This window comes from Anoxybacillus sp. UARK-01, from assembly GCF_002075365.1.
GTDB lineage: Bacteria > Bacillota > Bacilli > Bacillales > Anoxybacillaceae > Anoxybacteroides > Anoxybacteroides rupiense.
In genome coordinates this window covers 440,911-465,720 of record NZ_NASY01000047.1, presented here as the reverse complement: position 1 = coordinate 465,720, position 24,810 = coordinate 440,911, and the positions used below count along the sequence as shown (strand labels likewise).

Sequence of the window (24,810 nt, the reverse complement as noted above, 5' to 3'; positions counted from 1 at the left end):
GCTTACGTCAGCCCATAAGCAATCTAAAACTCCTCCTCTGCAAATTTTCTTCACAAATCATGACGTCTACTGTAAAATATCATAAATATAATTAAACATATAAGAAATACTGGAATTAGGAGACCAAAAACCCCTTCCTCCGTTCCTCGTCCATTCGTACGTGTAAATCAATGGTTTATCGTTTTTTCGGTTCTCTTCACTTCGATGACCTATCAAGAATGGTCGCTGCTATTTCCATTGATCTCCAGCCTTTTAGGATTATTCTTTCATTTCCATCTCGTGATGAGAGCAGCAAAGTTCTTTTTACGAAAGGAACCAAGCGAATACATTCCTGAGGATGATGCACAGCAGTCATTCAATCAAATCATTGCGGTCATTTGCTTATCGATCGGTTATGTGTCATTTTTAGCAGGATGGACAAAGATCGCTTACGTATTTACGCTCCTAGTGGCTCTGGCAGCCTTTGCGGCCATTCTTGGTTTTTGCATTGGCTGCTTTATCGTAAAAAAGATCCAAGCAAAGCTAGATTGTCTAAATAAAGGGGAATCATACATCAATATCCATGTAAAAGAGGTTTTGGCTTATATCATCAGAAACGTTCATCATACTTGGGAGCTTTTAGTATTTGAACGTCAAAATATTCCTGCGGCAGGGATTCAAATACTTGGAGGAACATTTGAATCTTGTGACCGTGATTGATCTAGTGCTGTATTACGAGAAATGAAAGAGGAAGCGGGTATAGATAAAGCAACCTGAATTACAGAGATTTTATGCGAGATATATTACCATAAGAGTGAACTACTCACCACTTAGCTAAAGCTTGAAGTGGGAGCTTCTCAGTTCCACGACGAAAGCCGCCTTTCGTCTCCCTGAGCGTGACTTCGGGTCGTTCCAACCCTAGATGTCCGACAATTCGGAGTTCTTTTGTACCTTGGATATTTTACGCATGGAAGGATCAGCTTGGTTTTCGCATTTTATTTTCTCCATGCAACCTCCTATATCCAGTTATGAAAGAACGACATAGGTTTATTTTACCACAGGGTCACATACTGTCCAGTCATCAGGAGAAGACAAAGGGTTACAGTTCAATTATTATTTGGAAAGAACTTAATTCGGTATCATACTTAGCAGGTGATCAGCACATAGCTATTAGACATGTTATAGATTTCTTAGAAAACAGCCATCCTTTATGAAAGTACGCCGGCTGTAAAATTAATTGTAACCCGCTTTTAGCGAATTGGTCTGGAGATGGTGAAACCTATCGAGATTTAAAGCGGAATCCGCCAAATACGGTAAGCACTCGTTGTCGCCACTCTCCTTTATGAAAGCCGATCGCGGACAAAAGTTTGTTTTGTGCTCGCTCAACAGTGCGTCAGGCATGTGAACGGTTGGAAGCAGCTTGCCGACACCAATGCCATTGGCGGTAAAAAGAGAATGGGCAGCCGGTGGCAATCCGTCTGCTTAACACACCTTTCATTTTTCATAAATCACCATTCCATCGCGTTCGATTTGCCGCTCGATTTCTTGGTTCAATGAATCACAAGACAGCACGTCGCACGAATATATGCCAACAATGTCGTCAATATCACTGATCACTTTCCACTTTTGCTTTCCCGTATAATCAATGCACAGATCGATATCGGAATGATGCCGCGCCGTATTTTTTGCGCGCGAGCCAAATAAAATATCTCTTTCTCGCTTTGAACATACGCGATCAGACGCTCATTCCATGCGTCACGATCGATCACTTCTTCTTTAATGTTTTGCAACAATGCTTCGATTTGCTGAACGTACTCATCAACAATTTTTTGTTTGATCTGTTCATCATCCTCTTCATTATATACATGAGCCGTTACATTGCGCGAACTTAATATATCGTTCCATATATCGATATTTCAATCCAGCCTTCCTTGAAAGCTTGCCGATAGCACGCTCTTGGGCTGTGTAACTCCAAACCGGACGCCTTGAAAATTTTCGACAGCAGCTTCCAAAGCTGATCTTCGAGAATTTCATATTTTTTACGATTGAATCTCGATATACTTCTTTCATTCATTCATCTTCCACTGCCACTTGTTGGGAAGCGGAAATGACGTTCTTTAAATGCAGCAATAAGCGAAACGCATATTGATATGATAGAACGATCCTTGTCAAATAAGTCGCTCATCAAGGACCTCCTTTTATAGCATTATATTTCACCCGTGGTGCTAGTTGAGTTTTAACACTCAACTAGCATCACGAGTACTCGATCATCATTTAACAGACTTTACCGAGTTCACAAAAACCATTGTTTTGAGCAAATAGGGGGGCTAACACGCATTGTCTGTATTCCCTTATTCCATCTATTTCCTTAAAAACAAAATGATAGCATATTACAAATTTTTGAGACATGTACGATGTTTTTCGAGAGCAAAGGGGCGCACAGGCGACGAGAGAGAGCTCTTTATGATTATGATTTTTGCAAGCATGTTACTTCAACAGAACGAGCTTCCAATAACTCGGTGATGTCTTGCCTTTCTTGGCCATTCACGATCGTAACACGATGCATCAATTTTTTCCCTTCCCTATCGTACAGCCACATCGCATAAGTGGTTTCATTCGTCTCTAACAAACCATAATAACGATGAAAAATATCGATAGGTTCAAATGAAACTTGTTTAATTACATCCCAACGGTACAGCTTATCTCCACAAATTCCATTCTCACAAATCTCAAAAGAATCAAATAAGTTCAAATAAATAAAAGGCATCAATGCCCAATATAAAAATGGGAAAACGGAGGAAACATTTCCCGTATGAAAGATGAGCATCATCACGACCAAAGGAAGAACGATTCCTAACATAAAAAATAGGCCCTTCATATTTTTTTGAGCAAAACTTAAAGTTCTGATGCGATACCGATTTCTTGAAGCGGTATCTTCCATCGTAGGCAAGAGAACCTTTCCTTTTTTTCGCTCGGTTTCTACAAAGCGAATCAAAAGGTTTAAAAAAATCACAATATATAGCGTACAAAACAACGCAACGATGATCTCCGGAACCACATTCTCCCCTCCTTATTTTGTTTTAATTCCGTATAGTTAAGATAAAAACGTGGAACAGGACATCAATACGTTCCGTTCGTTCACACCAGCGTTTCAATTCCTTATAGTTAAGATAAAAACTGCATCAAATCTTCGGTTCCTTTAACTTTAACTTTGTTTCAATTCCTTATAGTTAAGATAAAAACGCGGTTGGTCATGAACAAGTAGAAAAACGTTATCATAGTTTCAATTCCTTATAGTTAAGATAAAAACAGGTCGGAGGGTATCGCATAGGAGATGTTGTCCGACAGTTTCAATTCCTTATAGTTAAGATAAAAACAAATTGACATCAATAAGCAACATGAGCGTATCTGGTTTCAATTCCTTATAGTTAAGATAAAAACAAATTGTGATGAGTGTGAAGAGGAATTAGAGTTTTGTTTCAATTCCTTATAGTTAAGATAAAAACGCGTGCGGGACAGTATTCCACACAACAAAGAAAAAGTTTCAATTCCTTATAGTTAAGATAAAAACAATCTACGTGAGATTGACTGTTTGGTTGCTGAACATGGTTTCAATTCCTTATAGTTAAGATAAAAACGTTCGATAGCGAAGGGTATTGCGCAAGGAATTTCTAGGTTTCAATTCCTTATAGTTAAGATAAAAACACAAGAGAATACGACTTACCCGATGACTTTTACGCGAGTTTCAATTCCTTATAGTTAAGATAAAAACGTATTTGAGGGGAGGGATTTGACCGTCAATCAATCGGTGTTTCAATTCCTTATAGTTAAGATAAAAACTGAAAGAGCAGCCGAGGGCTTGAAAGGAGGATACGGTTTCAATTCCTTATAGTTAAGATAAAAACATAATTCCCTACTTTAAAGAGATTCTACTCAAAGATGGTTTCAATTCCTTATAGTTAAGATAAAAACAAAAGAAGGATTGAATTAAGAAAAGGGGATGATCAAGTTTCAATTCCTCATAGTTAAGATAAAAACTTCCTGTATACACTGCCATCTTTCATTCCTCCTACGTTTCAATTCCTTATAGTTAAGATAAAAACGAAGAAAGTACGAAAAAGAGGACAAACTCAAAAAACGTTTCAATTCCTTATAGTTAAGATAAAAACTCCGAAACGGTGTTGAACGGTACTGACTCAAACCTTGGTTTCAATTCCTTATAGTTAAGATAAAAACAATGATTTCTAAAGATAAGTATGTTCTGACAAGAGTGTTTCAATTCCTTATAGTTAAGATAAAAACGCAAGTCGAAGTTATAGTAACGGATACCACCCCGTAGTTTCAATTCCTTATAGTTAAGATAAAAACTATTCGTCTAGCTGAAGATCATCTCCAGCAAATCTGTTTCAATTCCTTATAGTTAAGATAAAAACAAAGAGAGAGAATATGTTTTGATCTTTCCATTGAAGTTTCAATTCCTTATAGTTAAGATAAAAACACACCTAGATACGTAGTTTGGAATTGGTTTGATCAAGTTTCAATTCCTTATAGTTAAGATAAAAACGCGTTACGTCAACTTTGAAGAAGCGATGAAGGCGTGTTTCAATTCCTTATAGTTAAGATAAAAACGGTAGAGAAGCTACTAAAAAAGCTACACATGACTTAATGTTTCAATTCCTTATAGTTAAGATAAAAACGAAAAGGTGAAGGTTGGGCGCGGGGTGACGTCGCTAGGTTTCAATTCCTTATAGTTAAGATAAAAACCTTTCGTCATTGGACATGTTCATATATGTACAAAAGTTTCAATTCCTCATAGTTAAGATAAAAACAAGACGTGACTGTAACGGATGAAATAGGTCAAGAAAGTTTCAATTCCTCATAGTTAAGATAAAAACAGAGCAAGCCGCGTTGGATTTAGGTGCGTCTACATCGTTTCAATTCCTCATAGTTAAGATAAAAACCCCAAAAGTGATGATGAAATCAGCATTTGGAAAATGGATACAATGTCATTATAAACTTATCTTAAAATTCGAGCAACATCTTCTTTTCCTTATCACAGTGGGAATTTTAGCTGTTAGAAATTTGTCGTCGATCCCCCGGGATTTTTACACGATTGGAGGTCGACGACAAATTTTATCCAGTACGATCTTCAATAATTAGCAATTCTCAGGAAACACAGCATATAAAAAATGAAGATAATAGCCTATTCTCTCATAACTCATTCAGTAAAACAGCGTTCTCAACTACGAGTCGATTAAAAGAAAAAGATATGTGAATGGTTAGTTATAGCCCATTTTTATTTTCCCGAGAACGTGACTTCCCCTGCTCTCTTTAATACATAAACTCTCCTTCTGTTTGTAAACAATACTTATAATAGATGTCTGAGCCCAACATCTTACTGAACCGGATGGTTATGTTTTGAATTTTAAATCGTTGTTTGCATCAATTATACAAAAAAAGCAGCATATAGAGCAGATATGTGAGAGCTTATTGATCCTGCCTTTGTTATGATGAAGATCCCCTATGTAACTATTTTCTTTCAACATTTCTCATTTACTAAAAATAGTTCAATATCTCACGAGGCGCAAAGTTGTCTATTCTCTTCAACTCTTCCTTGCTCCACCACCTTAACTCTATAAATGTATCTTTCTCATTTTTAGTCATATTTTCGATAGACAATATGGTGTCAGATTGAATAGCAATTTTATAATAAATCTCACGACTTATAAACGAATCTTTTTTCCCTTCAATTAATACATCCATTTCAAATATTGGTTTGTCATGAATATCAACAACAATGCCAAGCTCTTCGCTTAATTCTCTTTTTAATGCCTCTACTGGAGTTTCATTCTCCTTAATGCCACCGCCAGGAGTTACCCATAACACTTTGTTTCCTGTAACATCTTTAAATTCAAATTTCTGAAGAAGAACTCTATTAAATTCATTTATTATCACTGCTCTAGAACATTTACGAATTCTCATTGAATTTCTCCTCTTGTCTTTATGATCTTCATCCAATTATACACCCCGGTTCATCAGCGCTGTCACGAATATAGAATCCCTTAAAAAATCTTTCATACTCCTAAAAGTTTTTGTTGAAAGTAAGGGATGTGAATTCTTTATGTTAGCGAATTTGTTCATCTACAATAAAATAGTTCATGTTACGTCCGAAAATATTTTACATATTTATCTATTTCATCAAACGTCCATTCTAAATACCATTATTTTAATTGATTATGACCAGATACATAAAACTTCTCAAGTGTATCGTCTTTTGGTACAAAGGTGATGAATACTATATTCCTTTTTTCAAATCTTTCTTTAATTTTACTAGGTTAATAATAAAATCCCCACGTTTATCTCTACATAAGTCACAGTCGGTATTCTTTTTCCATAATCCATAAAATTGATGAAAGAATGACGTGGCTTCAATTGGCATGATTGGCTCATGTCAGTGCACCGGGCCGCGGTCCAGCATCGCTTGCAATACAACCATTTTATAGCTTTTTGTCATCGTCGTCCGCTCAATCTTGGCAAGACACGGTTCGTATTGCCAAAAAAGCTCTCTTATTCCGTCCTCACCCCCCTGCCCCATAAAAGAAGCTGACATATGCTTTAAACTCCAATTTATATTCAGCGGCTTCACTTCTACCGTGCAAGTGAAGCTCCTAATTTTCTATGATCTCCCGCCCCCATATTTTACAAAATAGACAGCCGTTTTGGCACGAAAAAATGCTCTTGGTTTTTCTGTGGAAGCGCTGGCCGTTTTGAGTGATGAAGGTGGCGGTTTAATCAGCCTCCCCTTCCCGGCTACGATGCTATCCTGTCTAACGCCCTTTCCATTTTTCATCCCCGGCAGCTTGCCTCCTTCCGTTTGCATGCTCTTCGCCGGGGATGGCCCCGCAAGAAACGTGAAGATACTGGGCTTACAAACTAGCCACTTCGTTCCAGTATTTGTTTGTAAATTCAATATGACAGCACCTAAATATTTCTATATCCATTCATTGGGAGGGGTTGGCATGAAAAGCATCAAACCCGGCCGGGGACCTTCGCTGCAAGGGTTCGTCGGGAGCATCGCCGCTGTTGTATTCGGGATTTTTTGGATGGGGATGGCGTTTTGTGACCGCTAAATAAAACTGAACAGAATTCGACTGATTAAATTGAACAGTTTTTTACCAGTTAGAAGCGTGCACTTTACATGGAGTGGCGTACATGACAGCCTCGTTTCATGCGGCTGATTCTTGTTGTTGCTCGCTTTTTCGGAAATATCTTGTACGCAGAGGCTCCATGTCAAGTGATAGGGATTACGCTGGAATTTCCAGAAAAGTGTTCACTCTTATTTAGGGAAAACTGTTCAATTTTTCTCGTCGGTTACACGTTTTCCATCACGCGTGATTCACCGTTTGGAGCCACCCGGTTTTTTCCGTTTTTGGCCTGATTTTTATCGGGCTTGGCATTTTTCAAGCGGTTTATCATTACAAAAATGCTACAGGAAAAAACCGCATGTCCGTGCTGGATATTGTCGACAGCCGCGAAGAACCCGATCCGCTGAACGTTCGATTTGGCCATGAACCAGCGGCCGGAGCGGCAAGAGAGCCGCTATTGCCCCGATTGCGGAAAACAAGTGCATCGCGACTTTCAATTTTGTCCGAGATGCGGGAAAGCTTTATCCCCTTGACGTGAGTCCTGGGGAGTATTTCATAATCTGCGGGCTGCTACGGCGGCGAGGAGGGCTTTACTCGCTTCCTAAACTGTATAGCGATAAAGCGCTTCTAGGTAGGCTGGGACATACCGCCGGCTTGCCCTTCAGCCGCGAGCTTGGGCCGATCTCGTTTCATTTATCGCATGTACCATTGAATCAGCCGCAAGAGCGCCTGATGGCCACACTAAAAAATATCGGTAGCCCCGCCGGAAATCCTCCCTCTTTCGCCGCCAAAATTCGTCGTTCTTTCACGATTCAACGCTATGACAATAACTCACTATTCTGCCAACATCTTTATCAACCGCTGGGCCGCTTTTGATAAATAGCGGTCTTTCAGCCACACCAATGCCGTCTCCGAGCATAATGCTGTATCGGTGATCTCAAGGACTCGCAGTTCCTTGCGAATGAAAGGCGGAATCGCCGTCCGCGGCATGATGCTGGCTCCCATGCCGAAAGCGACGAGCGAGAGCACAATGTGAACATCTTGGCATTCGCATACAACATTGGGGCGAATACCGAAACGCCCCCATTCCGCCATCAGCTGCTCATATAGTCCTTCTCCCTTTTCGCGTCGGACGAGAAGAAGGGGAACGTCCGCCAATTCCGTTATCGACACCGCGGTTTGATTATTCAACATTTCCCAAGACGTTGGAGCCACCAACATAAACGGCTCCGTACCAAGCCGAACCATTGAAAGCCCGCTGTCATCAATCGGAAGGCTGACAATCGCCAATTCGATGTCGCGCCGCTCTAAACGCTCGCGAATGCTGAACGGGTCCCCTCCCCACAAGCGAAATGAGACGTGCGGATATTGCTCGCGAAATCGCTGAAGCTTCTCCGGCAAATAGGATGCACACAATAAAGCGACACCGAGCGACAGTTCTCCCCGCACTCCATCCCCTGTTTCTTTGACTTCCCGCATTGATTCTTCCAACACATGTAAAACGTGCCGGGCTTTTTCATACAACACTTTCCCGGCTTCCGTCAATTCCACGCTCTTTTTATTTCGCTGTCTCTCAAGCAGCGTTACGCCAAGCTCTTCTTCCATTAGGCGCAGCTGCTGGCTTAGCGGCGGCTGGGCCATGTTTAGCTTTTTAGCCGCCCGCGAGATTTGTCCTTCTTCTACAATCGCAAGAAAATAACGCAATTGCCGAATGTCCATGGCGATCCTCCTATATAGGCAAAACGTATATATCAACTATTTAATAGATATTTAACATATAATTATAGACATGATATGCTAGAGAAGGCAATACCGCAAAGATCCAACAGGAAGGAGAGACAGATGCACCAACAGCCACTATGGACAAAAAATTTTATTCTCGTCGCTTTTGTGAACTTTTTTACATTTTTTATTTTTTATTATTTGCTTGTCACACTGCCGGTGTATGCCGTCCAAGAACTGCATAGCAGCCCGTCATCCATCGGCTTAATTACGACGATATTTCTCATCGCAGCCATTATGGTACGGCCAATTTCCGGAAAGTGGATGGGAAAGTCCGGGAAGTACGTCATCTTTTTAAGTGCGATGATCATCATGGGCGCCGCTTCGCTTTTGTATTTTTTCGCGCATTCGCTTGTCGGTTTGCTTGCGCTTCGCTTTTTTCACGGTCTCGGTTTCGGCATGGCGACGACCGCTAACGGCGCGATGGTGGCCGACCTAATTCCCGATTCGCGAAAAGGCGAAGGGATGGGCTATTTCGGTTTAACGGTCAATCTCGCGATGGTCATCGGCCCGTTTCTCGGCTTAACGGTCATGCGGCACGGGGCGGCCGCTATGTTTAGTATAAACGCTTTATGCGCACTCGTAGCGATTGCCATCGGGCTATTCATCCGCTTGCCAAAGCAAAACGCGGCCAGCCGCTCCGCCCAAGCGCAGAAAACAGCCGGAAAGCTTTGGGAACGCTCCGCCATTCCTGTTTCCCTTTTGGCGGCTTTTTTTGGGCTGGCGTATTCCGGAATCATTTCCTTTGTTTCGATTTACGCGAAGGAAGCAGGGTTTTCAAGAGCAGCCAGCTACTTTTTTATCATCTATGCAGCCGTTCTCCTTATTTCACGGCCGTTCACCGGAAAATGGTTCGACCGCTACGGAGCGAAGGTGATCATCTATCCGGCCATCGTTTGCTTTGCGCTTGGCACTTATTTGCTTAGCACGGCGACAACCTCGCTTGTTTTTCTTGTTTCGGCCGGGCTCATTGGGCTTGGCTGGGGCACGACGTTTCCGAGCTTGCAAACGATCGCGATTCAAGTCGCTCCGCCGCCCAACAGAGGTTTGGCAACGGCAACGTTTCTATCGATTTTCGACTTCGGATTTGGCATGGGTTCCTTTTTCGTGGGGCTTGTCGCTGCCAAAACAGGCTACAGCGTTTTATATCTTGGCAGCACGTTTCTTATCCTTGCCGGTATCGGGCTGTATTACTGGTTCGACCAACGAAGCGGTGGCAAATCCGGCATAACCGTCCGCCAAACAGGCTGATGGCACCAACCATAAGAAAAGCGCCCCCGAAGAGCGCGCGAACCAAGCTTGACCCTGCGCAGACCGCTCAGCGGCGATGGGACTCAGCGTGTCGCCGCCGCAGTGTGGGACGGAGCCTCTCAAGGCGATGGCGCCCTTCTCTCTGGATCAATTTCCATTTAATAAAAAAATCTCTTCCCCACCCGCCAGAGCATTTTCTATGATGAGAGGGCCTTGTTTATGCTGGATTCCTTTACATACTAGCACTAGGGTGAATAGTTACCAAAAAAGCAGCCAATACTCTCTTTCTATCGGAGTTTTAGCTGCTTTTGGCCGATCCAATCCATCGATCGAGAAACCGGCCTGTCAAATGCTTTTGGCCGGTTCCCTGCGATCCACTTTATCCAAACACAAGGCCGATTGTTCGTTTCCTTTCAATCTAGCAAAGCATCTGACTGATCCCGATTTTCCCCATAAAATCTATCGGAATTTTTGTCCAAAAAGCAATGACGGCAACGGAAAGCCCATCACGAGGCAATCCGCTGGCCGCCATTATCTTGTTCCGCATGCGATGGGAGGTGCATGCAGCGATGAGCAGCGATCGTACCTGATTATTCCACGCTTTCTTCTTGCGTGCGGATGAATTCTTCGTAAAAGGCAGCAAGTGAAGCATAAACATAAGGAATAAGCCATAATAGTCCGATGCCAAGGGTGAAAATACTTAAAATTCCCCAACCGATAAAGCTCAAATATAATAAAAACAGCTTCCCTTTATACCCTTTCATCCGCTTGCGGCTTTCTGTAATCGCTTGAAGAGCGCCGTATTCCGGGTGATCTTTCAATAAAAAGAAGGTTTGTGAATATGCCAATGATTTAATGATTCCAGGGATAATAAGCAATAGGCTCCAAAGCAAGACGAAAACGCCAAACAAAATCGAGGTGCCGATCAGTTTAAGCGAACGCTTCCCTTCTCCATAAATGGTGAAGATGTTGGCGATGTTAAAATCGCTTCCTCTATATACCTCTAAAAATAACCAATATACTACGATACTGAATGGAATCGCGGCAAGGGAGTACAGGATGTTAAATACATCGGCCGAAGCGGGCGTGTTCTCCTGCTCAAGCCATACGTCCCATCCCCCGCTTATGATGATCTCTATGACCGTCGGAATGAGCACACTCACCAAAAAATAGATCATCATCAATAAAACAGCTGTGCCCCATTTTCCTTTAAGAGACTGCCTTGCTTGACGCTTCAATGCTGATAAACTCATGATGCTTCCTCCTTGTTCATAAAATAACACCTACAGTCCCAATATACGCTGCTCGTTTCCAATTTATCATAGATTTCATAAAATCTCCACCTTTCATAACAAATAATGGTAAAAAATTACCTTTTTTTAAGCTTGTCGTCATGAAGCAAAACAAAAATCGTTCCAACATTGATCGAATCCCCTCACTCCTTCACCATCTTGCGTTTGGCAGGCTTCTATATACAAAAGAAAGAAGCGTTGTTCTTCTTTCGCACAACGCTTCCTTCTTTCTCACTAGTGTGGATTACCTATCATTTCATTTAATGGATAAACCTGATTCTTTTCTATCAAAAGCAAAAAACAGCTCTTTCGCTTCACAATGCTTTCCCGTATTCGAACAGTTCCTTTAGCTCCCACACATATTCTTCCGAGCCCGTAACAATCAGCCGGTCGCCCATGCGCAATTCTGTATCTCCATGAGGAATGAGCGACTCGTTGCCGCGGAAAATGCGGACAATAATACAATCTCCTAAGAATGGAAATTGACGAAGCAAGACCCCATGGTACGCGGAATGATTCATTTCGATTTCATGGAGCGCCGCGTTGCTATCTGTCAGCATATCGACAATATGAGGCGAAACAATGAAGGACTTTAAGACCGCAGCCGCCGAAAGAGCAATGGAAGCTGTTTCAATTCCCTTTGCCTGCAATTCTTGAACGGTATTTGGCGAGTCAACAAAGGCGATGACACGTGAAACTCCCTGCTCCTTCGCCCAAGCAGCCACTTGCGCATTAATTGCTTCATTGCCCGTCAGAACGACTACAACATCCGCAGCAAATGCCCCGTTTTCCTCTAATACCGCAAATGAATAATCTTCAATATCAATAATCGGGAACACATGATCCAATGCCAAAAGCTCCAGCTTTTCTTCTTTAATATGGTATAGGGTCGTCTCGTACTGCTGAGCGTTTAAATCCCGGGCGGCCGCCAATGTAAACTGATTCGTGCCAATCAGCTTCACTGCCATTTTCGGTGTTTCCTCCACCTGCTTCTTATATAGCTTCTTAAACATGATCGGCGAAACGACGCTCGTTAATACGGCCACTAAAATAAGCGCGCCTTTCATATTTTCATCAATCATCCCGAGACGTTCGGCAATGGTCGCGGCGGCAATGACAAGCGACAGTGTGGAAACGAGCAAAAACCCCGAAGCAAGCGTGGTTCTGGAATCATACCAAATACGCAGCAAATAGACAGGCACCACCTTCGAGATGACAAGAGCGAGAAAGAGAAGCGGGATGAGCAATAAAATTTTCGGTTCGGCAAAGAGCGGCCGCAAATCCAAGTTCACTCCAACCATCACAAAAAAGATCGGAATGAAAAAACCATAGCCGAAGGAATCGAGCTTATGGACAAAATCTGGATTGGGCGATAACAACGAAACAAGAACGCCAGCTAAAAACGCGCCTAAAATATTTTCAGCTCCAAGCGACTCCGAGAGAGCCACCAGCACAATAATAAGCGTAAAGACGGCGCGAGTGCCGATTTGAATCGTTCCCTTTGCCATCGTTTCAACAAACGAACGGCGTTTAAAATGTTTCCCGGCGAAATAAAACAGAACGCCAGCAACAAACAAGCCAAGAAGCAGCCACGTATTTCCGCTATTGGATTCATTTGCGGAAACAAAAACAGCCAACAACACCATCGTTACTAAGTCAGCAATGACCGCAATCAGCAAAATCGTCTGGCCAACGGATGTTTTCATCAGCTGGGCATCCTTCAACGTCGGCACAACCACCCCAAGCGAGATCGTCGAGATGATCAGCGTCATTAAAAAGGCATTATCCACGTAGCCGGCCCAGACAAATAAATAAGACAGACCAAGTGATACGAGAAAAATTCCGACAAACACTGTAGAGGCCAGAACAAATGTGTTCGGTTCGTCCTCCTTCTTCTTTTTCGTTTTACGCGCAAATGCCGAAAAATCAATTTCCAATCCGCTTAAAAACATCAGAAAGAGAAAACCAAGTGTCGACAATGTTTCAAGCCACATATCGTACTTAACGATATTCAATCCCGTTTTACCGATCATAATTCCAACAACCGTTTCAGCAACAACAACCGGAATAACTTGGAGGCGAAAACGATGCAGGAAAAGCGGAGTAAAAAATGCGGCAACAATGACAATGAGCAAAGATGTAATCGATGAATGCTGCCCCATCATCGTTCCTCCTTTCATTTGTTTTCACCATTATATAAAATCGCGAAGAAGTTTACAATTTTCCCGTCCCTATCCAACCATTGGACGATCTCTTTTTTGAGCTAAAAGCTCGCTCTTTATCATTCGCTTCCTTTCCGCTTGACTCTTTGCGAAAAAATGCTCAAACCCTAGACTTGGTCAGACGCCGGAGTTCATTTTATGGATAAAAATTGCAAATGTTTGGTTACACTAGTGTGTGGCGGCATTTGCCTTGATCCCGGATTTGTGTTGTGCTTCACAACCGATCAGCCGTTTCACAGCACGATTTCATGAAGTACGGGGCGGCGGCGTGCCTTCCCGCGGTGCAATGGTTCAACCATTTTCAAGTTTGTATGGATGCCACAAAAGAAATTATGAATTTAAAGGAGAAGAGTATGTCAGAAGCAACCTTTTTTGTCACAGAAGCAGTTTCCCAGCAGCCAATTCAGCAAATCGAACAGCTTTTAAACTCACTTGAAGGCGTTGAAAGAGTATTAATCGATACGGCTGATGGGGAAATCAAAGTCGAATTCGACGACAAAAAAATTTCAAAAGAACAAATGATGATTACGTTACAGCAGCATCATTTTCATATCCAGTAAAAAATGGTGATCGACAATGTCCGTTTTGGCTTTGTCGACCACCATTTCAAGTTTTAAAAGCTTCAACCGTCAATTCCAGCATGTCTACCCCATTTGCTACTCTCATAGATGAACCTCCTAATTGTTCTTTTATGATGAAAAGTACTTACACTATAATATAATGATTTATCATATTTAAATCAATTTTAAGCAAATTAAAAATTTATGATATCAAAAAATATTTTTCGTCAATATTTTAATTCGTTCCTCCATTTCCAATGAACCTTCCTTAACCCACACTCGGTTAAGAGGAGGGAGATTTCGTATATGGATCGTATCATACGAAGGCTGTAGCGGCCATCGTTTATAAATATTCATGAATTCTTCAAACTCGGGCATACTAAACAAAGACAAAACGATTTTAGGAGAGAAGCATGCCATGGACAAACTGATTTTATGGGCATTGCTGTTTTTTGGCATCGCCTTATTGCTCTTTAGTTTCATCAGAAAACCGTTGCTCATCAAAAACTCTTTGCTCGCCTTTTTAATTCAAGCATACTTTTCTACCTTTTTTGGTGTCATTGTCGTCGAAACCCATACGCTTGACTACCCTGTCCGATTTTTACCCGAGTATTTCGATACGAGCATTTTATTTGAATATGTATTATTTCCTGTTGTTTGTGTTTACTTTTATCAAACATCGCTTCGTTCATCATTTTTAGGGATCGTTGGCCAAAGCCTATTGTATACAGCAGCTATGACCGTGATTGAAGTATTATGTGAGAAACATACGGATTTAATTGAATATTACACATGGAAATGGTGGTATTCATTTGTGACGATGTTTTTATTAACGATGTTTGTCCGAAGCATTATGCTATGGGTCGACCATAACAAACTATCGAGGGAATAAAGGAAAAAGATGAGAGAATACCATCCATCGTTCTGTATGGGGGATTGTGAGCGAAATCAATAAATGCTCCAGTCATTTCGCTTCTAATCCCTCCGCTGTCTGGAAAGCCCTTGGCGGACAAGGCACGCGGACGAGCGAAGGCAGTAAGGCAGAGTGAAAGCGTCTATCAACCATTTTTCATGTATTAAAGAGGAGGCATAGAAAAGAAAAAAGGTATTTCACCTGTCATATCATCGCTGATTCTCTGCCTCCCCCTGATAAAATGGGCTGAGCTCCAAACATTTGTCTGGTCTGCAGCCCATTTTATCGCGGTTTCAAAACAGCAGCGAATCACTCAAAATTCTAAATACTCCACTATTAATCTCTATTAATTGCACACTTTCACCATTTTCAGGATATTTTTGCATCTTTTTTATCCTGCTTTACTTCGATTGACAAGTGTTTGCAAATATTCTTCACCGTTTTTCATTCGTCGAACTTATGAGGAAGCGCAGCACGGCTAAAATTAGCATGCTTCAGCGGCACAAGAAACTAAGCACAATCATCGCCTTCCCTCAATTCCAATCAGCCTTGTTCCTTTACAAACTGCGTTTTCACCCTTCTCGTCCAGATCAGGGCAATGATAGCGAATATAAACGCGACACCTTCAACAAGCCAAATGCTCGTAACAGCTTTCACTTGATACAGCGCCGGAGCGACATCCATCAGTGCGTGAAGCAAAATCGCATAAATCACATAGCGAAACTGACGTCTGCGCACCCCGAACAGCACAAGAAGCGACATCGCAATATGAAAGGAAAGAGCAAAAAGCCGTTCAAAACCGCCAAGCATATACATGGCAAATGTCGTCTCTTGTACTTGCTGCTTCAGCAGCGCTGCCTGATCTGCTGATAAAGAAGCAGCGATCACTTGCTCGAAGGCCCCTGATTGAATTAAGTTGGTCAAAATCCAAGCATTGACTGCACCTATTCCGCCAATAAGAATCGCTTCAATGCCGCCATGTCCGATACCAAACGATAGTCCATCCTGATAATCGTGATGTCTCTTCAACAGCCAGCGAAAGCCGAGATAGCGCCCCATCTCTTCAAATATTCCGGCAGCCAACGTTGCATATACTACAAATAAAAACGGATTGTCCGTCCATTTGAGCGATGGGCCAGTAGGGTCAATCACCGCAACATGAAGCAATTTTTCTAGAATTTGCGAAAACAAAATGAAGATGAGAATCCCTACACCTAAAGGCTTCCAGGACAGCCAGCCTTTTCTTATTCCATAAATTACCATACTGATTGGAATAAACACCGAAATAATAAATTGAACAATAATCCCTGCCATACTTCCTGCCACGATCATACTCCTCTCTCTTCCCTGCTGTTATTTTTCCACCATTAATGGCCGCTTTGTTCTTTTCGAAAATACAAATACGACTGAATGACCAAATAGAGGACGCCAGCCATCACCGCGATGATAAACGTGAAAAAGCGCCACGCTCCTTCGATAAACACCGTCATCGTCAGAATCATGCCGAGCAGCACAAATACTTTCCCGCCTAAACGATGGGTTTTATTCCATACAGTTTCATTTGCTAACGTCCAAGGTGTCCGAATGCCAATAAAATAGTTAGGCTTCATTTTCGGCATATAATTTCCTAGCACAATAAACAGCAGGCCGATTCCAAGCGGCACAAACAAATTGACATCGACAGGGAAGCCGAGATTGTAGGCAAGCGTTACAACATGAAGAGCGAAAAAGAAAAGAACAAGCACAACAAGAATCACTTGGTAGCTTCCTTTAAAACTCTCATAATTTTTACGTTTTGGATCCATCTTTGGCATTACGTTCATTAAGATGACAACGGCAGTGATCAATACCGGCGACAGAAAGGCGCCAAACCATTTGCTGCTGTAGCCATCCACTTCTCCCTCTGCGTTCCAATGGGTAGCGACTTGGTCAGGCAAATAAAAAATAGCGGCAATGCTCAATACATAACTTAAAACGGTTAAGATGACCGCAATCCGGTTCGTCCTCATAAACCCTTCCCTCCTTTATCAAAAAAATCGTAAAACCAGCTCATCAAATCTTGAAACACAGTGGTGTTCAAAGAATAATAAATATGCTGCCCAACCCGTCTATCTTGAACGAGATCGGCCTGCTTCAAAATTTTTAAATGATGTGATACGCTGGGCTTTTGCATTTCGAAATGAGAAGCAATCTCCCCAGCTGTTAAGTCCCCCTTTCTTAACAAAGTAAGAATTTGTCTTCGCGTCGGATCAGCGACTGCTTTAAATGCTTCGTTAAAAGACAATGGTTACATCACCTTTCGATATGATGTAGTTCAATATTTAGAAAATCATCTAAATATAAAACAAAAAAATATTTAGATATTCTTCTAATTTTAATTATATTCTATTTTGTATATATTTGTAAAGAACTATTTTTAGCTGGAGCCTCCTGTCTCTAAACGGAGGGGAAAATCAAAAGTGTTCTCCCATGTTTTTCCCTTGTTTTCAGTTGATAAGATCCTCTATTTATGAGAAAATACTACGAAGAAGCAGAACGTTTGCACGGATAGAAGGTGAAAGTTTTGAAAGGGCTTAAAAAGAAAACGGGTTCATGCCACTCATCAAACCTTTGCCCTAAGTTTGAAGCCGCGATGACGTTACTAAGCAAACGGTGGATTGGCTTAATTATCAGCCAATTATTAGAAGGGAAAACAAGATTTTCGGAAATCGAAGCCGCCATGCCGATTAGCGGCAAGCTGCTATCGGAACGGCTTAAAGAATTAGAAGAGGCCGGTATTGTCGAGCGCAACGTCTATCCCGAGACTCCGGTGCGCATTGAATATGTATTGACAGCAAAAGGACAAGCGTTACAGCCCGTCATTGAGGCTATCGAGCAATGGGCGCAAGCTTGGGAGAAAGACTAAAGATGGATTGTCATACAAACTTGCGATCTGATGTTAAAGTGAAGAGGAGGATTTGGTTATGGAACATTTGGAACAATCTCTTGATAAATATGCGGCACTTGCTGTTCATATTGGCGTCAATATTCAAAAAGGACAAACGCTCGTTGTCAATGCTCCGCTCGATGCCGCCGCGCTTGTTCGCAAAATCGCCAAAAAAGCCTATGAAGCCGGAGCCAAGGACGTATATGTCGAATGGAGCGACGAAGAATTGCAATATATTAAATATAAGCATGCACCAGATGAAGCGTTTTCCGAATATCCGATGTGGCGGGCGCAAGGCATGGAAAAGATGGCGAGAGAAGGAGCAGCCTTTCTTTCCATTTATTCTCCTAATCCCGATCTATTAAAGGATGTCGATCCGCAGCGCATCGCGACATTTGCGAGAACATCTTCTCAAGCACTGCAAAATTACCGCAGCGCTTTGATGTCCGACCAGAACTGCTGGTCCATTATCTCCGTCCCAACGGCAGCCTGGGCGAAAAAAATATTTCCTGATTTATCGGAGCAAGCGGCGATCGACAAGCTGTGGGAGGTTATTTTTCAAGTAACACGCGTGCACGAAAAAGATCCAATCCAAGCTTGGGAAAAGCATAATCAAAAGCTGGCCAAAATGGTGGATTATTTAAATCAGAAGCAATACAAACAGCTGATCTACACAGCTCCAGGCACGGATTTAACGATTGAGCTTGTCGAAAACCACATCTGGCACGGCGGAGCGTCAACCAGTGAAAGCGGCATTCGCTTTAATCCAAACATCCCAACTGAAGAAGTATTTACAATGCCGCACAGAGACGGCGTAAACGGAACGGTCCGAAACACAAAACCGTTGAACTACGGCGGTAACGTCATTGACGGATTCACCCTTACATTTAAAGATGGAAAAGTCGTCGATTTTTCAGCAGAAACGGGCTATGAAACATTAAAGCATTTGCTCGAGACGGACGACGGAGCACGACATCTCGGAGAAGTGGCTCTCGTTCCACACCGTTCGCCGATTTCAGATTCTCATCTCATTTTTTATAACACACTATTTGATGAAAACGCGGCCTGCCACCTCGCTCTTGGGAAAGCCTATCCGACTAATATTCAAGGCGGAACATCCATGGCGAGAGAAGAACTGACCGTGCACGGCATCAACGACAGCCTCATCCATGAAGATTTCATGATCGGCTCCGCCGAATTGAACATCGACGGCGTCACCAAAGATGGCAAGCGCGAACCGATTTTCCGCAACGGCAATTGGGCGTTTAATCCAGAATAAAAAATCCATACAAAATAGGATGACGCTTTTATTTCTGTCTTCCTCTAAAAAATATAAGCCGCGGTCCTTTCCAAAAGGTCGCGGCTGTCTATATGTTATACGGCGAATGATTCTTTCCTCGTTTTAACAGATGCAAAATAAAAAGGGAGCTTCTTTCCCCAAGCAGTCCCTGTCATGATTCAGCCACTTTTTATTTGCCGTTTTGTTTCTCTTCTTTGTAAGTTTTATGATAAAGCTTTAGCCTCTCCAGTTCTTCCCGATAATGCAATAGACGCTTTCGCAGCTCCTTCGTCTGGCTCGGCGTGACCACTTTTCCTTCTAGGCTTTTTCCCGTTCTTAGCGCTTGCTTCACTTCTTCCCTCATGGTCACAAGCTTTTGTCCTGTCTCTCTTACTGTTTTTGTTTTATAAGCCCGCATCATCTTAATCAACATACTTTTCGCATCGTCCGCTTTGTTATTCAACTCTCCACCTCCAAAATTGGCCCTTCTTCGCTATGGTCCCATTCCATCATTTCTAATGGAAATCCGTATCCAACAGACTATACCAATATCCGTCATGGCTGTTTCCGATTTTGGTCAATGCTGGCTGAACGCGCTTGTTCTTCATCAGATCCGAAAGGCGGTTCCTATCAAACAAATACGTAAAACTTAAGAAAATAAAAAAGGAGGGCTGTAAAAAAAGAAAAAGCAGCCCACCCTTTCGCATCTCAATTAGCTTTTTCTTACGTTCGTCGCTTGAGGGCCACGGTTACCTTGCTCCACTTCAAAAGTAACTTCTTGGCCTTCCTCTAAAGATTTAAAGCCTTCGCCTTGGATCGCTGAGAAATGGACAAATACGTCCGAACCGCCTTCAACCTCGATGAATCCAAAACCTTTGTCAGCGTTAAACCATTTTACTTTACCATTTTGCATGAAAAAAATCCTCCTAAAATGTACCTTAATGCACATATCCATTTTTTAACCATTTCACAAGTAATAAAAAGACATTAAAAACTGCAACCTCTGAGGAGATTTAACCTTGCCATCCCCTTTGAAGCTACAGCATGTTTAAATCCCTATTGTATTAAAAGTAAAATGGCTTAAAACTAATATAACACACTTTTTATATAAAAGCAAAACATTTTACCAACTTTTTCACTTGATGACTGCTGTTTCCTTCAAGCAGTGAGCATCCCCCTCTCCTTTATCACTTAAAGACCGAATAAATGGCGTCTATAAAGCCCGCGTTTTTCACACATGAAACAACGCCGCTTTCAGCTCCATTCATGTTTCGGTGAAGCGGTGTTGTTCAACCATCCGACGTCTAAAAACATCCCAAACTTCCCTTTGCTGCCCATGTTAACATAGCAAGAATATGTCATTCCATGCAGGTAAGCTCTCTTTCCTTGTATACTTTTTAAATGAATCGCTTCTGCACCCAAACAGCAAAACCATGCGCTCTCCAGCAACTGAAGACTCACGGAACGCCGTCTGAAAATACGAGTTACTCGCGCGATCCCTAGGCAAAGATGAGCATAAGCATGTGCATTTTTTTATCATATATGTACTTTCCTTCCGAATACGATAAGTAATAAAGCTTTTCTTCATGAACAGCGCGAGAATTTCCCATAAAAAAGGGGGGAAAGTATGTATAGTTATGTGTTTCCAAAGCTATCCACAGAAAAAATGATTTCCATTATTAGGAACGGATTAAAAAAAACGGACGATCCTAAAAAAGTCATTGTGATCGGCGCGGGCATGGCGGGGCTTGTTTCTGCTTCTTTGCTGAAGCAGGCTGGACATCAGGTCACCATTCTTGAAGCCTCGGAACGAGTCGGCGGAAGAATATACACGATCCGCTCTAATTTTCGCGGAGAGGATCAATATCTCGAAGCAGGCGCCATGCGCATTCCGCACACTCATTATTTAACGCTTGAATATATTAAAAAATTTAAGCTCCCTGTCAATCCGTTCATCAATAGCACACCTAACGATTGGCTTTACTTGCGGGGAACGCAGGCTCGTTTAAAAGCATACGAAAAAGATCCAAGCATCTTCGGATTTCCTGTTTGGCCACAAGAGCGAGGAAAAACTGCTACTGAACTGCTGCAAATGGCTATTAAACCCGTCATCGATTTTATTCAGAAAAATCCAATCAAAAATTGGCCGATTGCCATTCGTGAATTGGATAAATATTCACTGGATACTTACTTGCGATACAATCCTTTTGGAATGAGGCTGTCCCGCGGCGCTATTGATATGATTAAATCCATTCAGACAGTAGAAGGATTTCCAGAGCTTTCTTTTTTGGAAATGCTGCGCGAATTAATGGTGCTATTTACCCCAAACATTAAATTTTATGAGATTACTGGCGGAAACGATCAGCTTCCTAAAGCGTTTGTCCCACAATTGCAAAATGATATTTTATATGGACAAAAGGTTCGAAAAATTGAACAAAATCAAAATCAGGTTACCGTCCATTCCGTGCATACCAAAATTTTAGAGCCATTTCAAATTACAGGCGATCTCGTCATTGTGACCATTCCATTTTCGATTTTACAATTTGTAGAGATCGAGCCAAGAAACTCTTTTTCCCAAAACAAATGGAAAGCGATTCGCGAGCTTCACTATGTCGGTTCCACGAAAACTGGTATTCAATTTAAACATCGTTTTTGGGAAAAAGAAGGAATGTTTGGCGGTCGAACCATCTCTGATCTTCCAATTACTTATACTCAATATCCAAGCCACGGACTGGGAAGCTCTGGTCCAGGAGTTGTACTGGCCAGCTACACATGGGAAGATGATACAATACCATGGGATAGTTTAAGTGATGAAAATCGGCTAGAGTATACACTTAAAAATTTAGCTGTTATTCATGGACAGCAAGTTTATCGTGAGTTCGAAACAGGAATTAGCCATAGTTGGGTTCGTTATCCGTATTCTGGAGGGGCGTTTACGATGTTTAAGCCCGAGCAAGTCACTGAGCTTTCACCATATATCGGTTCTCCCGAAGGAAGAGTCTATTTTGCAGGAGAACACGCTTCAACGGTTCACGGGTGGATCCAAGGGGCGATTGAGTCGGGAATTTGTACAGCATACGAAGTCCATAAAGTGCCAAAATCCTACCTTGAAGCGCAAACCACGCTAAAATAATCAAGGGGCCATATAGAAGCAATCAATGATCCAACGCGCAAACTGCAGCTTCAATAAAAATACGGCTTCCCTTCAAATCGCTCAACATGTTACGATTTCAGAACTCAGACCTATCTAAAGGAACAACTACAAAAGACCAATCGATACTAACCTGAAGCAAAAGAGCTGCTTTTGCTCATTAAAAAAGGTGTTTCCTAATAAAAGGAAACACCTTTTTTTCAGCGTCCCAGGAGAGACTCGAACTCCCGACCGACGGCTTAGAAGGCCGCTGCTCTATCCAGCTGAGCTACTGGGACATCATCCTAAGCTCCTGTCACAAGCAATTTGCTATGCCTCTTTCATTTGTTCGAAAAACAGAGCAATGAGACGGTTCGTCGATCCATTGGACCGCCACAAGCGGGTGACGGGACTCGAACCAACGACATCAGCAACTCGTCACATATTCAATGACGTATCGCTCGTGGCTGAAGTTTTGCCACTAAACTGCACTCGCAACAAAGGCGGCACCCGGATTCGAACCGGGGGTAAAGGTTTTGCAGACCTCTGCCTTACCACTTGGCTATGCCGCCATCAAAGCGGAAGACGGGACTCGAACCCGCGACCCCCACCTTGGCAAGGTGGTGTTCTACCACTGAACTACTTCCGCATTTGGCTGGGGTAGCTGGATTCGAACCAACGCATCACGGAGTCAAAGTCCGTTGCCTTACCGCTTGGCTATACCCCAATCCTCTTCATATTCAAAAGGGGCGACTAGTGGGAATCGAACCCACGAATGCCAGAGCCACAATCTGGTGCGTTAACCACTTCGCCATAGCCGCCATGCTGGAAAATGGCAGGGGCAGTAGGAATCGAACCCACACCGGAGGTTTTGGAGACCTCTGTTCTACCATTAAACTATGCCCCTAACTGGTGGAGGGGGACGGATTCGAACCGCCGAACCCACAGGGAGCGGATTTACAGTCCGCCGCGTTTGGCCACTTCGCTACCCCTCCAGCTATAAAAAATGGCTCGAGACGGAATCGAACCGCCGACACAAGGATTTTCAGTCCTTTGCTCTACCGACTGAGCTATCGAGCCATGATACGATGTATATTGGTCCTATGTTTATATCGCCTTTCTCTTTCCATTCGCATCCGTACATTAAAACATGGTGCAGAACAGCTATTTTGTCAATATGACATAGGCGACGGGTCATTGATCAAACATTCCAGATAAGTTGACCATAAATCCCCTTTACTTTCCTATACAACAAAACGAATTCACCGAAAACAATTAAACATATGTATGTCTTTAAAATTATTGCAATAAAACTTCTATGATTCCGCTATCACTTATATGTATGACATCTAATCATGCGATATGTATAGGACGGAGGAGGAGGGATTCGAACCCCCGCGGGCTGTGACACCCCTATCGGTTTTCGAAACCGACCCCTTCAGCCAGACTTGGGTACTCCTCCATTCGATGGAGCCTATCGGGATCGAACCGATGACCTCCTGCGTGCAAAGCAGGCGCTCTCCCAGCTGAGCTAAGGCCCCAAAAATGAAACTGATCGGGAAGACAGGATTTGAACCTGCGACCTCATGGACCCGAACCATGTGCTCTACCAAGCTGAGCTACTTCCCGCTCTAAAGCAACCATTCACACTTGAGCACCGATTACAAAGATCCTTTTGAAGCGGAAGACGGGACTCGAACCCGCGACCCCCACCTTGGCAAGGTGGTGTTCTACCACTGAACTACTTCCGCATGCTTAAAAACGTAAGCAAGTATTATTATAATAAAACAAGTGAGATTGTCAACATGATTTTTTTCAAGCCGTCACTATCTATATTTAAATAGCGACGATTTTTATTCTATATCGATACAAATAATTTGTCAATATATTTTTTAAGGAAAAACGGCCAAAAACAACCGTCATCTAGCCTTTGCCTAAATTAACGCCTTAGAGCCATTCACATTCGGAATAATCTGTTTTTATGATTTTATCATACAATCGTTGTATAATGAATTTTGTACTTTTGCGCAACAAAGGGGGATCTCTATGGCTGCATTTATGCATTTGTTTGAAGCTTATCGATCACTTTGGTCCAATCGCTCGCTCAACAAAGAGGAAGAGCTGACAGAGGAAAGATGTAAGGCGCTCATTCATGAAGCGATTGAAAAAGAGCTGAGAGATGAAATGACTCATCCACGCGTTCGTCAAGCTCCAGAGGTGAAATTTCATTATGCTGTTAAACGCATTATGGCTTCGCCGTTAGCCAATGAAACAAAATTGGCGCTTATTGAACTCCATTTAGACGTGATGGAATACGTTCAGCGATAGCCT

General features: G+C 42.4%; 23 protein-coding genes, 12 tRNA genes and 1 CRISPR repeat array. Of the genes, 9 read left to right on the top strand and 26 right to left on the bottom strand.

Translation table 11 applies throughout. The annotated features are described in order from the left end of the window. Positions 1 to 78 precede the first annotated feature (78 nt). Complete coding sequence (locus B6A27_RS19415) at positions 79 to 699, top strand: DUF4395 domain-containing protein (RefSeq protein ID WP_328219251.1); 621 nt, start codon at positions 79 to 81, stop codon at positions 697 to 699. A 774-nt stretch (positions 700 to 1,473) separates the two neighbouring features. Here the strand turns inward: B6A27_RS19415 and B6A27_RS19410 are convergent. The 5 genes from B6A27_RS19410 to B6A27_RS18710 all read right to left on the bottom strand — a co-directional run bounded on the left by B6A27_RS19410 (position 1,474) and on the right by B6A27_RS18710 (position 6,589). Beyond that, positions 1,474 to 1,626: a hypothetical protein gene (locus tag B6A27_RS19410; RefSeq protein ID WP_369824185.1), complete on the bottom strand. Its 153-nt coding sequence runs from the start codon at positions 1,624 to 1,626 to the stop codon at positions 1,474 to 1,476. Then, complete coding sequence (locus B6A27_RS19405; RefSeq protein WP_369824184.1) at positions 1,593 to 1,874, bottom strand: hypothetical protein; 282 nt, start codon at positions 1,872 to 1,874, stop codon at positions 1,593 to 1,595. Before B6A27_RS19405 ends, B6A27_RS19410 begins: the two co-directional genes overlap by 34 nt. Positions 1,875 to 2,446: 572 nt before the next feature. Next, positions 2,447 to 3,037, bottom strand: coding sequence for a hypothetical protein (locus B6A27_RS14565; protein ID WP_080862449.1), 591 nt, complete (start codon positions 3,035 to 3,037; stop codon positions 2,447 to 2,449). 19 nt (positions 3,038 to 3,056) lie between these two features. Beyond that, positions 3,057 to 4,940: direct repeats of the CRISPR family, unit length 30 nt; unit sequence GTTTCAATTCCTTATAGTTAAGATAAAAAC. Between the two features lie 595 nt (positions 4,941 to 5,535). After that, entirely contained in the window at positions 5,536 to 5,961 is a 426-nt protein-coding gene (locus tag B6A27_RS14560) for an NUDIX hydrolase (RefSeq protein ID WP_080862448.1), read from the bottom strand. 469 nt (positions 5,962 to 6,430) lie between these two features. Next, positions 6,431 to 6,589 carry a hypothetical protein gene (locus B6A27_RS18710; protein ID WP_156487489.1) on the bottom strand — a complete coding sequence of 53 codons (159 nt, stop codon included), beginning with the start codon at positions 6,587 to 6,589 and terminating at the stop codon, positions 6,431 to 6,433. An 893-nt stretch (positions 6,590 to 7,482) separates the two neighbouring features. Between B6A27_RS18710 and B6A27_RS19500 the strand changes: the two genes are divergently transcribed. Beyond that, positions 7,483 to 7,662 carry a hypothetical protein gene (locus tag B6A27_RS19500; RefSeq protein WP_231734672.1) on the top strand — a complete coding sequence of 60 codons (180 nt, stop codon included), beginning with the start codon at positions 7,483 to 7,485 and terminating at the stop codon, positions 7,660 to 7,662. Positions 7,663 to 7,958: 296 nt separating this feature from the next. On the opposite strand, the gene B6A27_RS14540 is transcribed toward B6A27_RS19500, so the two are convergent. Beyond that, positions 7,959 to 8,843, bottom strand: a complete 885-nt coding sequence (locus B6A27_RS14540) for a LysR family transcriptional regulator (protein ID WP_080862446.1) — start codon at positions 8,841 to 8,843, stop codon at positions 7,959 to 7,961. Between the two features lie 123 nt (positions 8,844 to 8,966). On the opposite strand from B6A27_RS14540, the gene B6A27_RS14535 reads away from it, so the two are divergent. Continuing rightward, positions 8,967 to 10,157, top strand: coding sequence for an MFS transporter (locus B6A27_RS14535; RefSeq protein WP_066150301.1), 1,191 nt, complete (start codon positions 8,967 to 8,969; stop codon positions 10,155 to 10,157). A gap of 590 nt (positions 10,158 to 10,747) precedes the next feature. Here the strand turns inward: B6A27_RS14535 and B6A27_RS14530 are convergent. From B6A27_RS14530 to B6A27_RS14525, 3 genes are all read right to left on the bottom strand, one after another. After that, on the bottom strand, positions 10,748 to 11,410 hold the full coding sequence (locus B6A27_RS14530) for a DUF975 family protein (RefSeq protein ID WP_066150298.1): 663 nt from the start codon (positions 11,408 to 11,410) through the stop codon (positions 10,748 to 10,750). 16 nt (positions 11,411 to 11,426) lie between these two features. After that, on the bottom strand, positions 11,427 to 11,579 hold the full coding sequence (locus B6A27_RS18705) for a hypothetical protein (RefSeq protein WP_159720030.1): 153 nt from the start codon (positions 11,577 to 11,579) through the stop codon (positions 11,427 to 11,429). 184 nt (positions 11,580 to 11,763) lie between these two features. After that, a complete protein-coding gene (locus B6A27_RS14525) occupies positions 11,764 to 13,611 on the bottom strand; it encodes a monovalent cation:proton antiporter family protein (RefSeq protein ID WP_080862445.1) in 1,848 nt (615 codons plus the stop codon). A gap of 413 nt (positions 13,612 to 14,024) precedes the next feature. On the opposite strand from B6A27_RS14525, the gene B6A27_RS14520 reads away from it, so the two are divergent. Beyond that, positions 14,025 to 14,231, top strand: coding sequence for a metal ABC transporter ATPase (locus B6A27_RS14520; protein ID WP_044745819.1), 207 nt, complete (start codon positions 14,025 to 14,027; stop codon positions 14,229 to 14,231). A 418-nt stretch (positions 14,232 to 14,649) separates the two neighbouring features. Next, complete coding sequence (locus tag B6A27_RS14515) at positions 14,650 to 15,123, top strand: CBO0543 family protein (RefSeq protein WP_080862444.1); 474 nt, start codon at positions 14,650 to 14,652, stop codon at positions 15,121 to 15,123. Positions 15,124 to 15,687: 564 nt separating this feature from the next. On the opposite strand, the gene B6A27_RS14510 is transcribed toward B6A27_RS14515, so the two are convergent. The 3 genes from B6A27_RS14510 to B6A27_RS14500 are packed head-to-tail and all read right to left on the bottom strand — an operon-like array spanning position 15,688 to position 17,428. Beyond that, the gene (locus tag B6A27_RS14510) at positions 15,688 to 16,476 is read right to left on the bottom strand and encodes a YhfC family intramembrane metalloprotease (protein WP_080862443.1); all 789 of its coding nucleotides are present in this window, start codon (positions 16,474 to 16,476) and stop codon (positions 15,688 to 15,690) included. 35 nt (positions 16,477 to 16,511) lie between these two features. Further along, positions 16,512 to 17,153, bottom strand: coding sequence for an SdpI family protein (locus B6A27_RS14505; protein ID WP_080862442.1), 642 nt, complete (start codon positions 17,151 to 17,153; stop codon positions 16,512 to 16,514). Further along, the gene (locus tag B6A27_RS14500; RefSeq protein WP_080862441.1) at positions 17,150 to 17,428 is read right to left on the bottom strand and encodes an autorepressor SdpR family transcription factor; all 279 of its coding nucleotides are present in this window, start codon (positions 17,426 to 17,428) and stop codon (positions 17,150 to 17,152) included. Before B6A27_RS14500 ends, B6A27_RS14505 begins: the two co-directional genes overlap by 4 nt. A 348-nt stretch (positions 17,429 to 17,776) precedes the next feature. Here B6A27_RS14500 and B6A27_RS14495 point away from each other — a divergent pair, with 348 nt between their 5' ends. Both B6A27_RS14495 and B6A27_RS14490 read left to right on the top strand, forming a co-directional pair. Then, positions 17,777 to 18,049: a winged helix-turn-helix transcriptional regulator gene (locus tag B6A27_RS14495; RefSeq protein WP_044745828.1), complete on the top strand. Its 273-nt coding sequence runs from the start codon at positions 17,777 to 17,779 to the stop codon at positions 18,047 to 18,049. 58 nt (positions 18,050 to 18,107) lie between these two features. Next, the gene (locus B6A27_RS14490; protein ID WP_080862440.1) at positions 18,108 to 19,349 is read left to right on the top strand and encodes an aminopeptidase; all 1,242 of its coding nucleotides are present in this window, start codon (positions 18,108 to 18,110) and stop codon (positions 19,347 to 19,349) included. A 190-nt stretch (positions 19,350 to 19,539) separates the two neighbouring features. On the opposite strand, the gene B6A27_RS14485 is transcribed toward B6A27_RS14490, so the two are convergent. Continuing rightward, complete coding sequence (locus B6A27_RS14485) at positions 19,540 to 19,812, bottom strand: hypothetical protein (RefSeq protein WP_080862439.1); 273 nt, start codon at positions 19,810 to 19,812, stop codon at positions 19,540 to 19,542. Positions 19,813 to 20,061: 249 nt separating this feature from the next. Next, positions 20,062 to 20,262: a cold-shock protein CspD gene (gene cspD, locus B6A27_RS14480; protein WP_080862438.1), complete on the bottom strand. Its 201-nt coding sequence runs from the start codon at positions 20,260 to 20,262 to the stop codon at positions 20,062 to 20,064. A gap of 714 nt (positions 20,263 to 20,976) precedes the next feature. On the opposite strand from cspD, the gene B6A27_RS14475 reads away from it, so the two are divergent. Next, complete coding sequence (locus B6A27_RS14475; protein ID WP_080862437.1) at positions 20,977 to 22,482, top strand: flavin monoamine oxidase family protein; 1,506 nt, start codon at positions 20,977 to 20,979, stop codon at positions 22,480 to 22,482. 222 nt (positions 22,483 to 22,704) lie between these two features. On the opposite strand, the gene B6A27_RS14470 is transcribed toward B6A27_RS14475, so the two are convergent. From B6A27_RS14470 to B6A27_RS14415, 12 genes are all read right to left on the bottom strand, one after another. Next, a tRNA-Arg gene (locus B6A27_RS14470) sits at positions 22,705 to 22,778 on the bottom strand. Between the two features lie 202 nt (positions 22,779 to 22,980). Next, positions 22,981 to 23,051 (bottom strand) — tRNA-Cys (locus tag B6A27_RS14465). Between the two features lie 5 nt (positions 23,052 to 23,056). Continuing rightward, positions 23,057 to 23,128: transfer RNA gene (locus tag B6A27_RS14460), tRNA-Gly, on the bottom strand. A gap of 3 nt (positions 23,129 to 23,131) precedes the next feature. After that, positions 23,132 to 23,206, bottom strand: a tRNA-Gln gene (locus B6A27_RS14455). 21 nt (positions 23,207 to 23,227) lie between these two features. Next, positions 23,228 to 23,300: transfer RNA gene (locus B6A27_RS14450), tRNA-His, on the bottom strand. Between the two features lie 12 nt (positions 23,301 to 23,312). Then, positions 23,313 to 23,386: transfer RNA gene (locus B6A27_RS14445), tRNA-Trp, on the bottom strand. 3 nt (positions 23,387 to 23,389) lie between these two features. Continuing rightward, positions 23,390 to 23,474, bottom strand: a tRNA-Tyr gene (locus B6A27_RS14440). Positions 23,475 to 23,486: 12 nt separating this feature from the next. Further along, positions 23,487 to 23,559: transfer RNA gene (locus B6A27_RS14435), tRNA-Phe, on the bottom strand. 292 nt (positions 23,560 to 23,851) lie between these two features. Continuing rightward, positions 23,852 to 23,941, bottom strand: a tRNA-Ser gene (locus B6A27_RS14430). Positions 23,942 to 23,947: 6 nt separating this feature from the next. After that, a tRNA-Ala gene (locus B6A27_RS14425) sits at positions 23,948 to 24,020 on the bottom strand. A 14-nt stretch (positions 24,021 to 24,034) separates the two neighbouring features. Then, positions 24,035 to 24,108: transfer RNA gene (locus tag B6A27_RS14420), tRNA-Pro, on the bottom strand. Positions 24,109 to 24,158: 50 nt separating this feature from the next. Then, positions 24,159 to 24,230: transfer RNA gene (locus tag B6A27_RS14415), tRNA-Gly, on the bottom strand. A 295-nt stretch (positions 24,231 to 24,525) separates the two neighbouring features. On the opposite strand from B6A27_RS14415, the gene B6A27_RS14410 reads away from it, so the two are divergent. Continuing rightward, on the top strand, positions 24,526 to 24,807 hold the full coding sequence (locus B6A27_RS14410) for a hypothetical protein (protein WP_066145315.1): 282 nt from the start codon (positions 24,526 to 24,528) through the stop codon (positions 24,805 to 24,807). The last annotated feature ends 3 nt before the right edge of the window (positions 24,808 to 24,810 follow it).

Bases quoted from the DNA above. Each gene is read 5' to 3' on its own strand.
- B6A27_RS14560 (WP_080862448.1), bottom strand. From the start codon at position 5,961: ATGAGAATTCGTAAATGTTCTAGAGCAGTGATAATAAATGAATTTAAT.
- B6A27_RS18710 (WP_156487489.1), bottom strand. From the start codon at position 6,589: ATGTCAGCTTCTTTTATGGGGCAGGGGGGTGAGGACGGAATAAGAGAG.
- B6A27_RS19500 (WP_231734672.1), top strand. From the start codon at position 7,483: ATGTCCGTGCTGGATATTGTCGACAGCCGCGAAGAACCCGATCCGCTG.
- B6A27_RS14540 (WP_080862446.1), bottom strand. From the start codon at position 8,843: ATGGACATTCGGCAATTGCGTTATTTTCTTGCGATTGTAGAAGAAGGA.
- B6A27_RS14535 (WP_066150301.1), top strand. From the start codon at position 8,967: ATGCACCAACAGCCACTATGGACAAAAAATTTTATTCTCGTCGCTTTT.
- B6A27_RS14530 (WP_066150298.1), bottom strand. From the start codon at position 11,410: ATGAGTTTATCAGCATTGAAGCGTCAAGCAAGGCAGTCTCTTAAAGGA.
- B6A27_RS18705 (WP_159720030.1), bottom strand. From the start codon at position 11,579: ATGTTGGAACGATTTTTGTTTTGCTTCATGACGACAAGCTTAAAAAAA.
- B6A27_RS14525 (WP_080862445.1), bottom strand. From the start codon at position 13,611: ATGGGGCAGCATTCATCGATTACATCTTTGCTCATTGTCATTGTTGCC.
- B6A27_RS14520 (WP_044745819.1), top strand. From the start codon at position 14,025: ATGTCAGAAGCAACCTTTTTTGTCACAGAAGCAGTTTCCCAGCAGCCA.
- B6A27_RS14515 (WP_080862444.1), top strand. From the start codon at position 14,650: ATGGACAAACTGATTTTATGGGCATTGCTGTTTTTTGGCATCGCCTTA.
- B6A27_RS14510 (WP_080862443.1), bottom strand. From the start codon at position 16,476: ATGATCGTGGCAGGAAGTATGGCAGGGATTATTGTTCAATTTATTATT.
- B6A27_RS14505 (WP_080862442.1), bottom strand. From the start codon at position 17,153: ATGAGGACGAACCGGATTGCGGTCATCTTAACCGTTTTAAGTTATGTA.
- B6A27_RS14495 (WP_044745828.1), top strand. From the start codon at position 17,777: ATGACGTTACTAAGCAAACGGTGGATTGGCTTAATTATCAGCCAATTA.
- B6A27_RS14490 (WP_080862440.1), top strand. From the start codon at position 18,108: ATGGAACATTTGGAACAATCTCTTGATAAATATGCGGCACTTGCTGTT.
- cspD (WP_080862438.1), bottom strand. From the start codon at position 20,262: ATGCAAAATGGTAAAGTAAAATGGTTTAACGCTGACAAAGGTTTTGGA.
- B6A27_RS14475 (WP_080862437.1), top strand. From the start codon at position 20,977: ATGTATAGTTATGTGTTTCCAAAGCTATCCACAGAAAAAATGATTTCC.
- B6A27_RS14410 (WP_066145315.1), top strand. From the start codon at position 24,526: ATGGCTGCATTTATGCATTTGTTTGAAGCTTATCGATCACTTTGGTCC.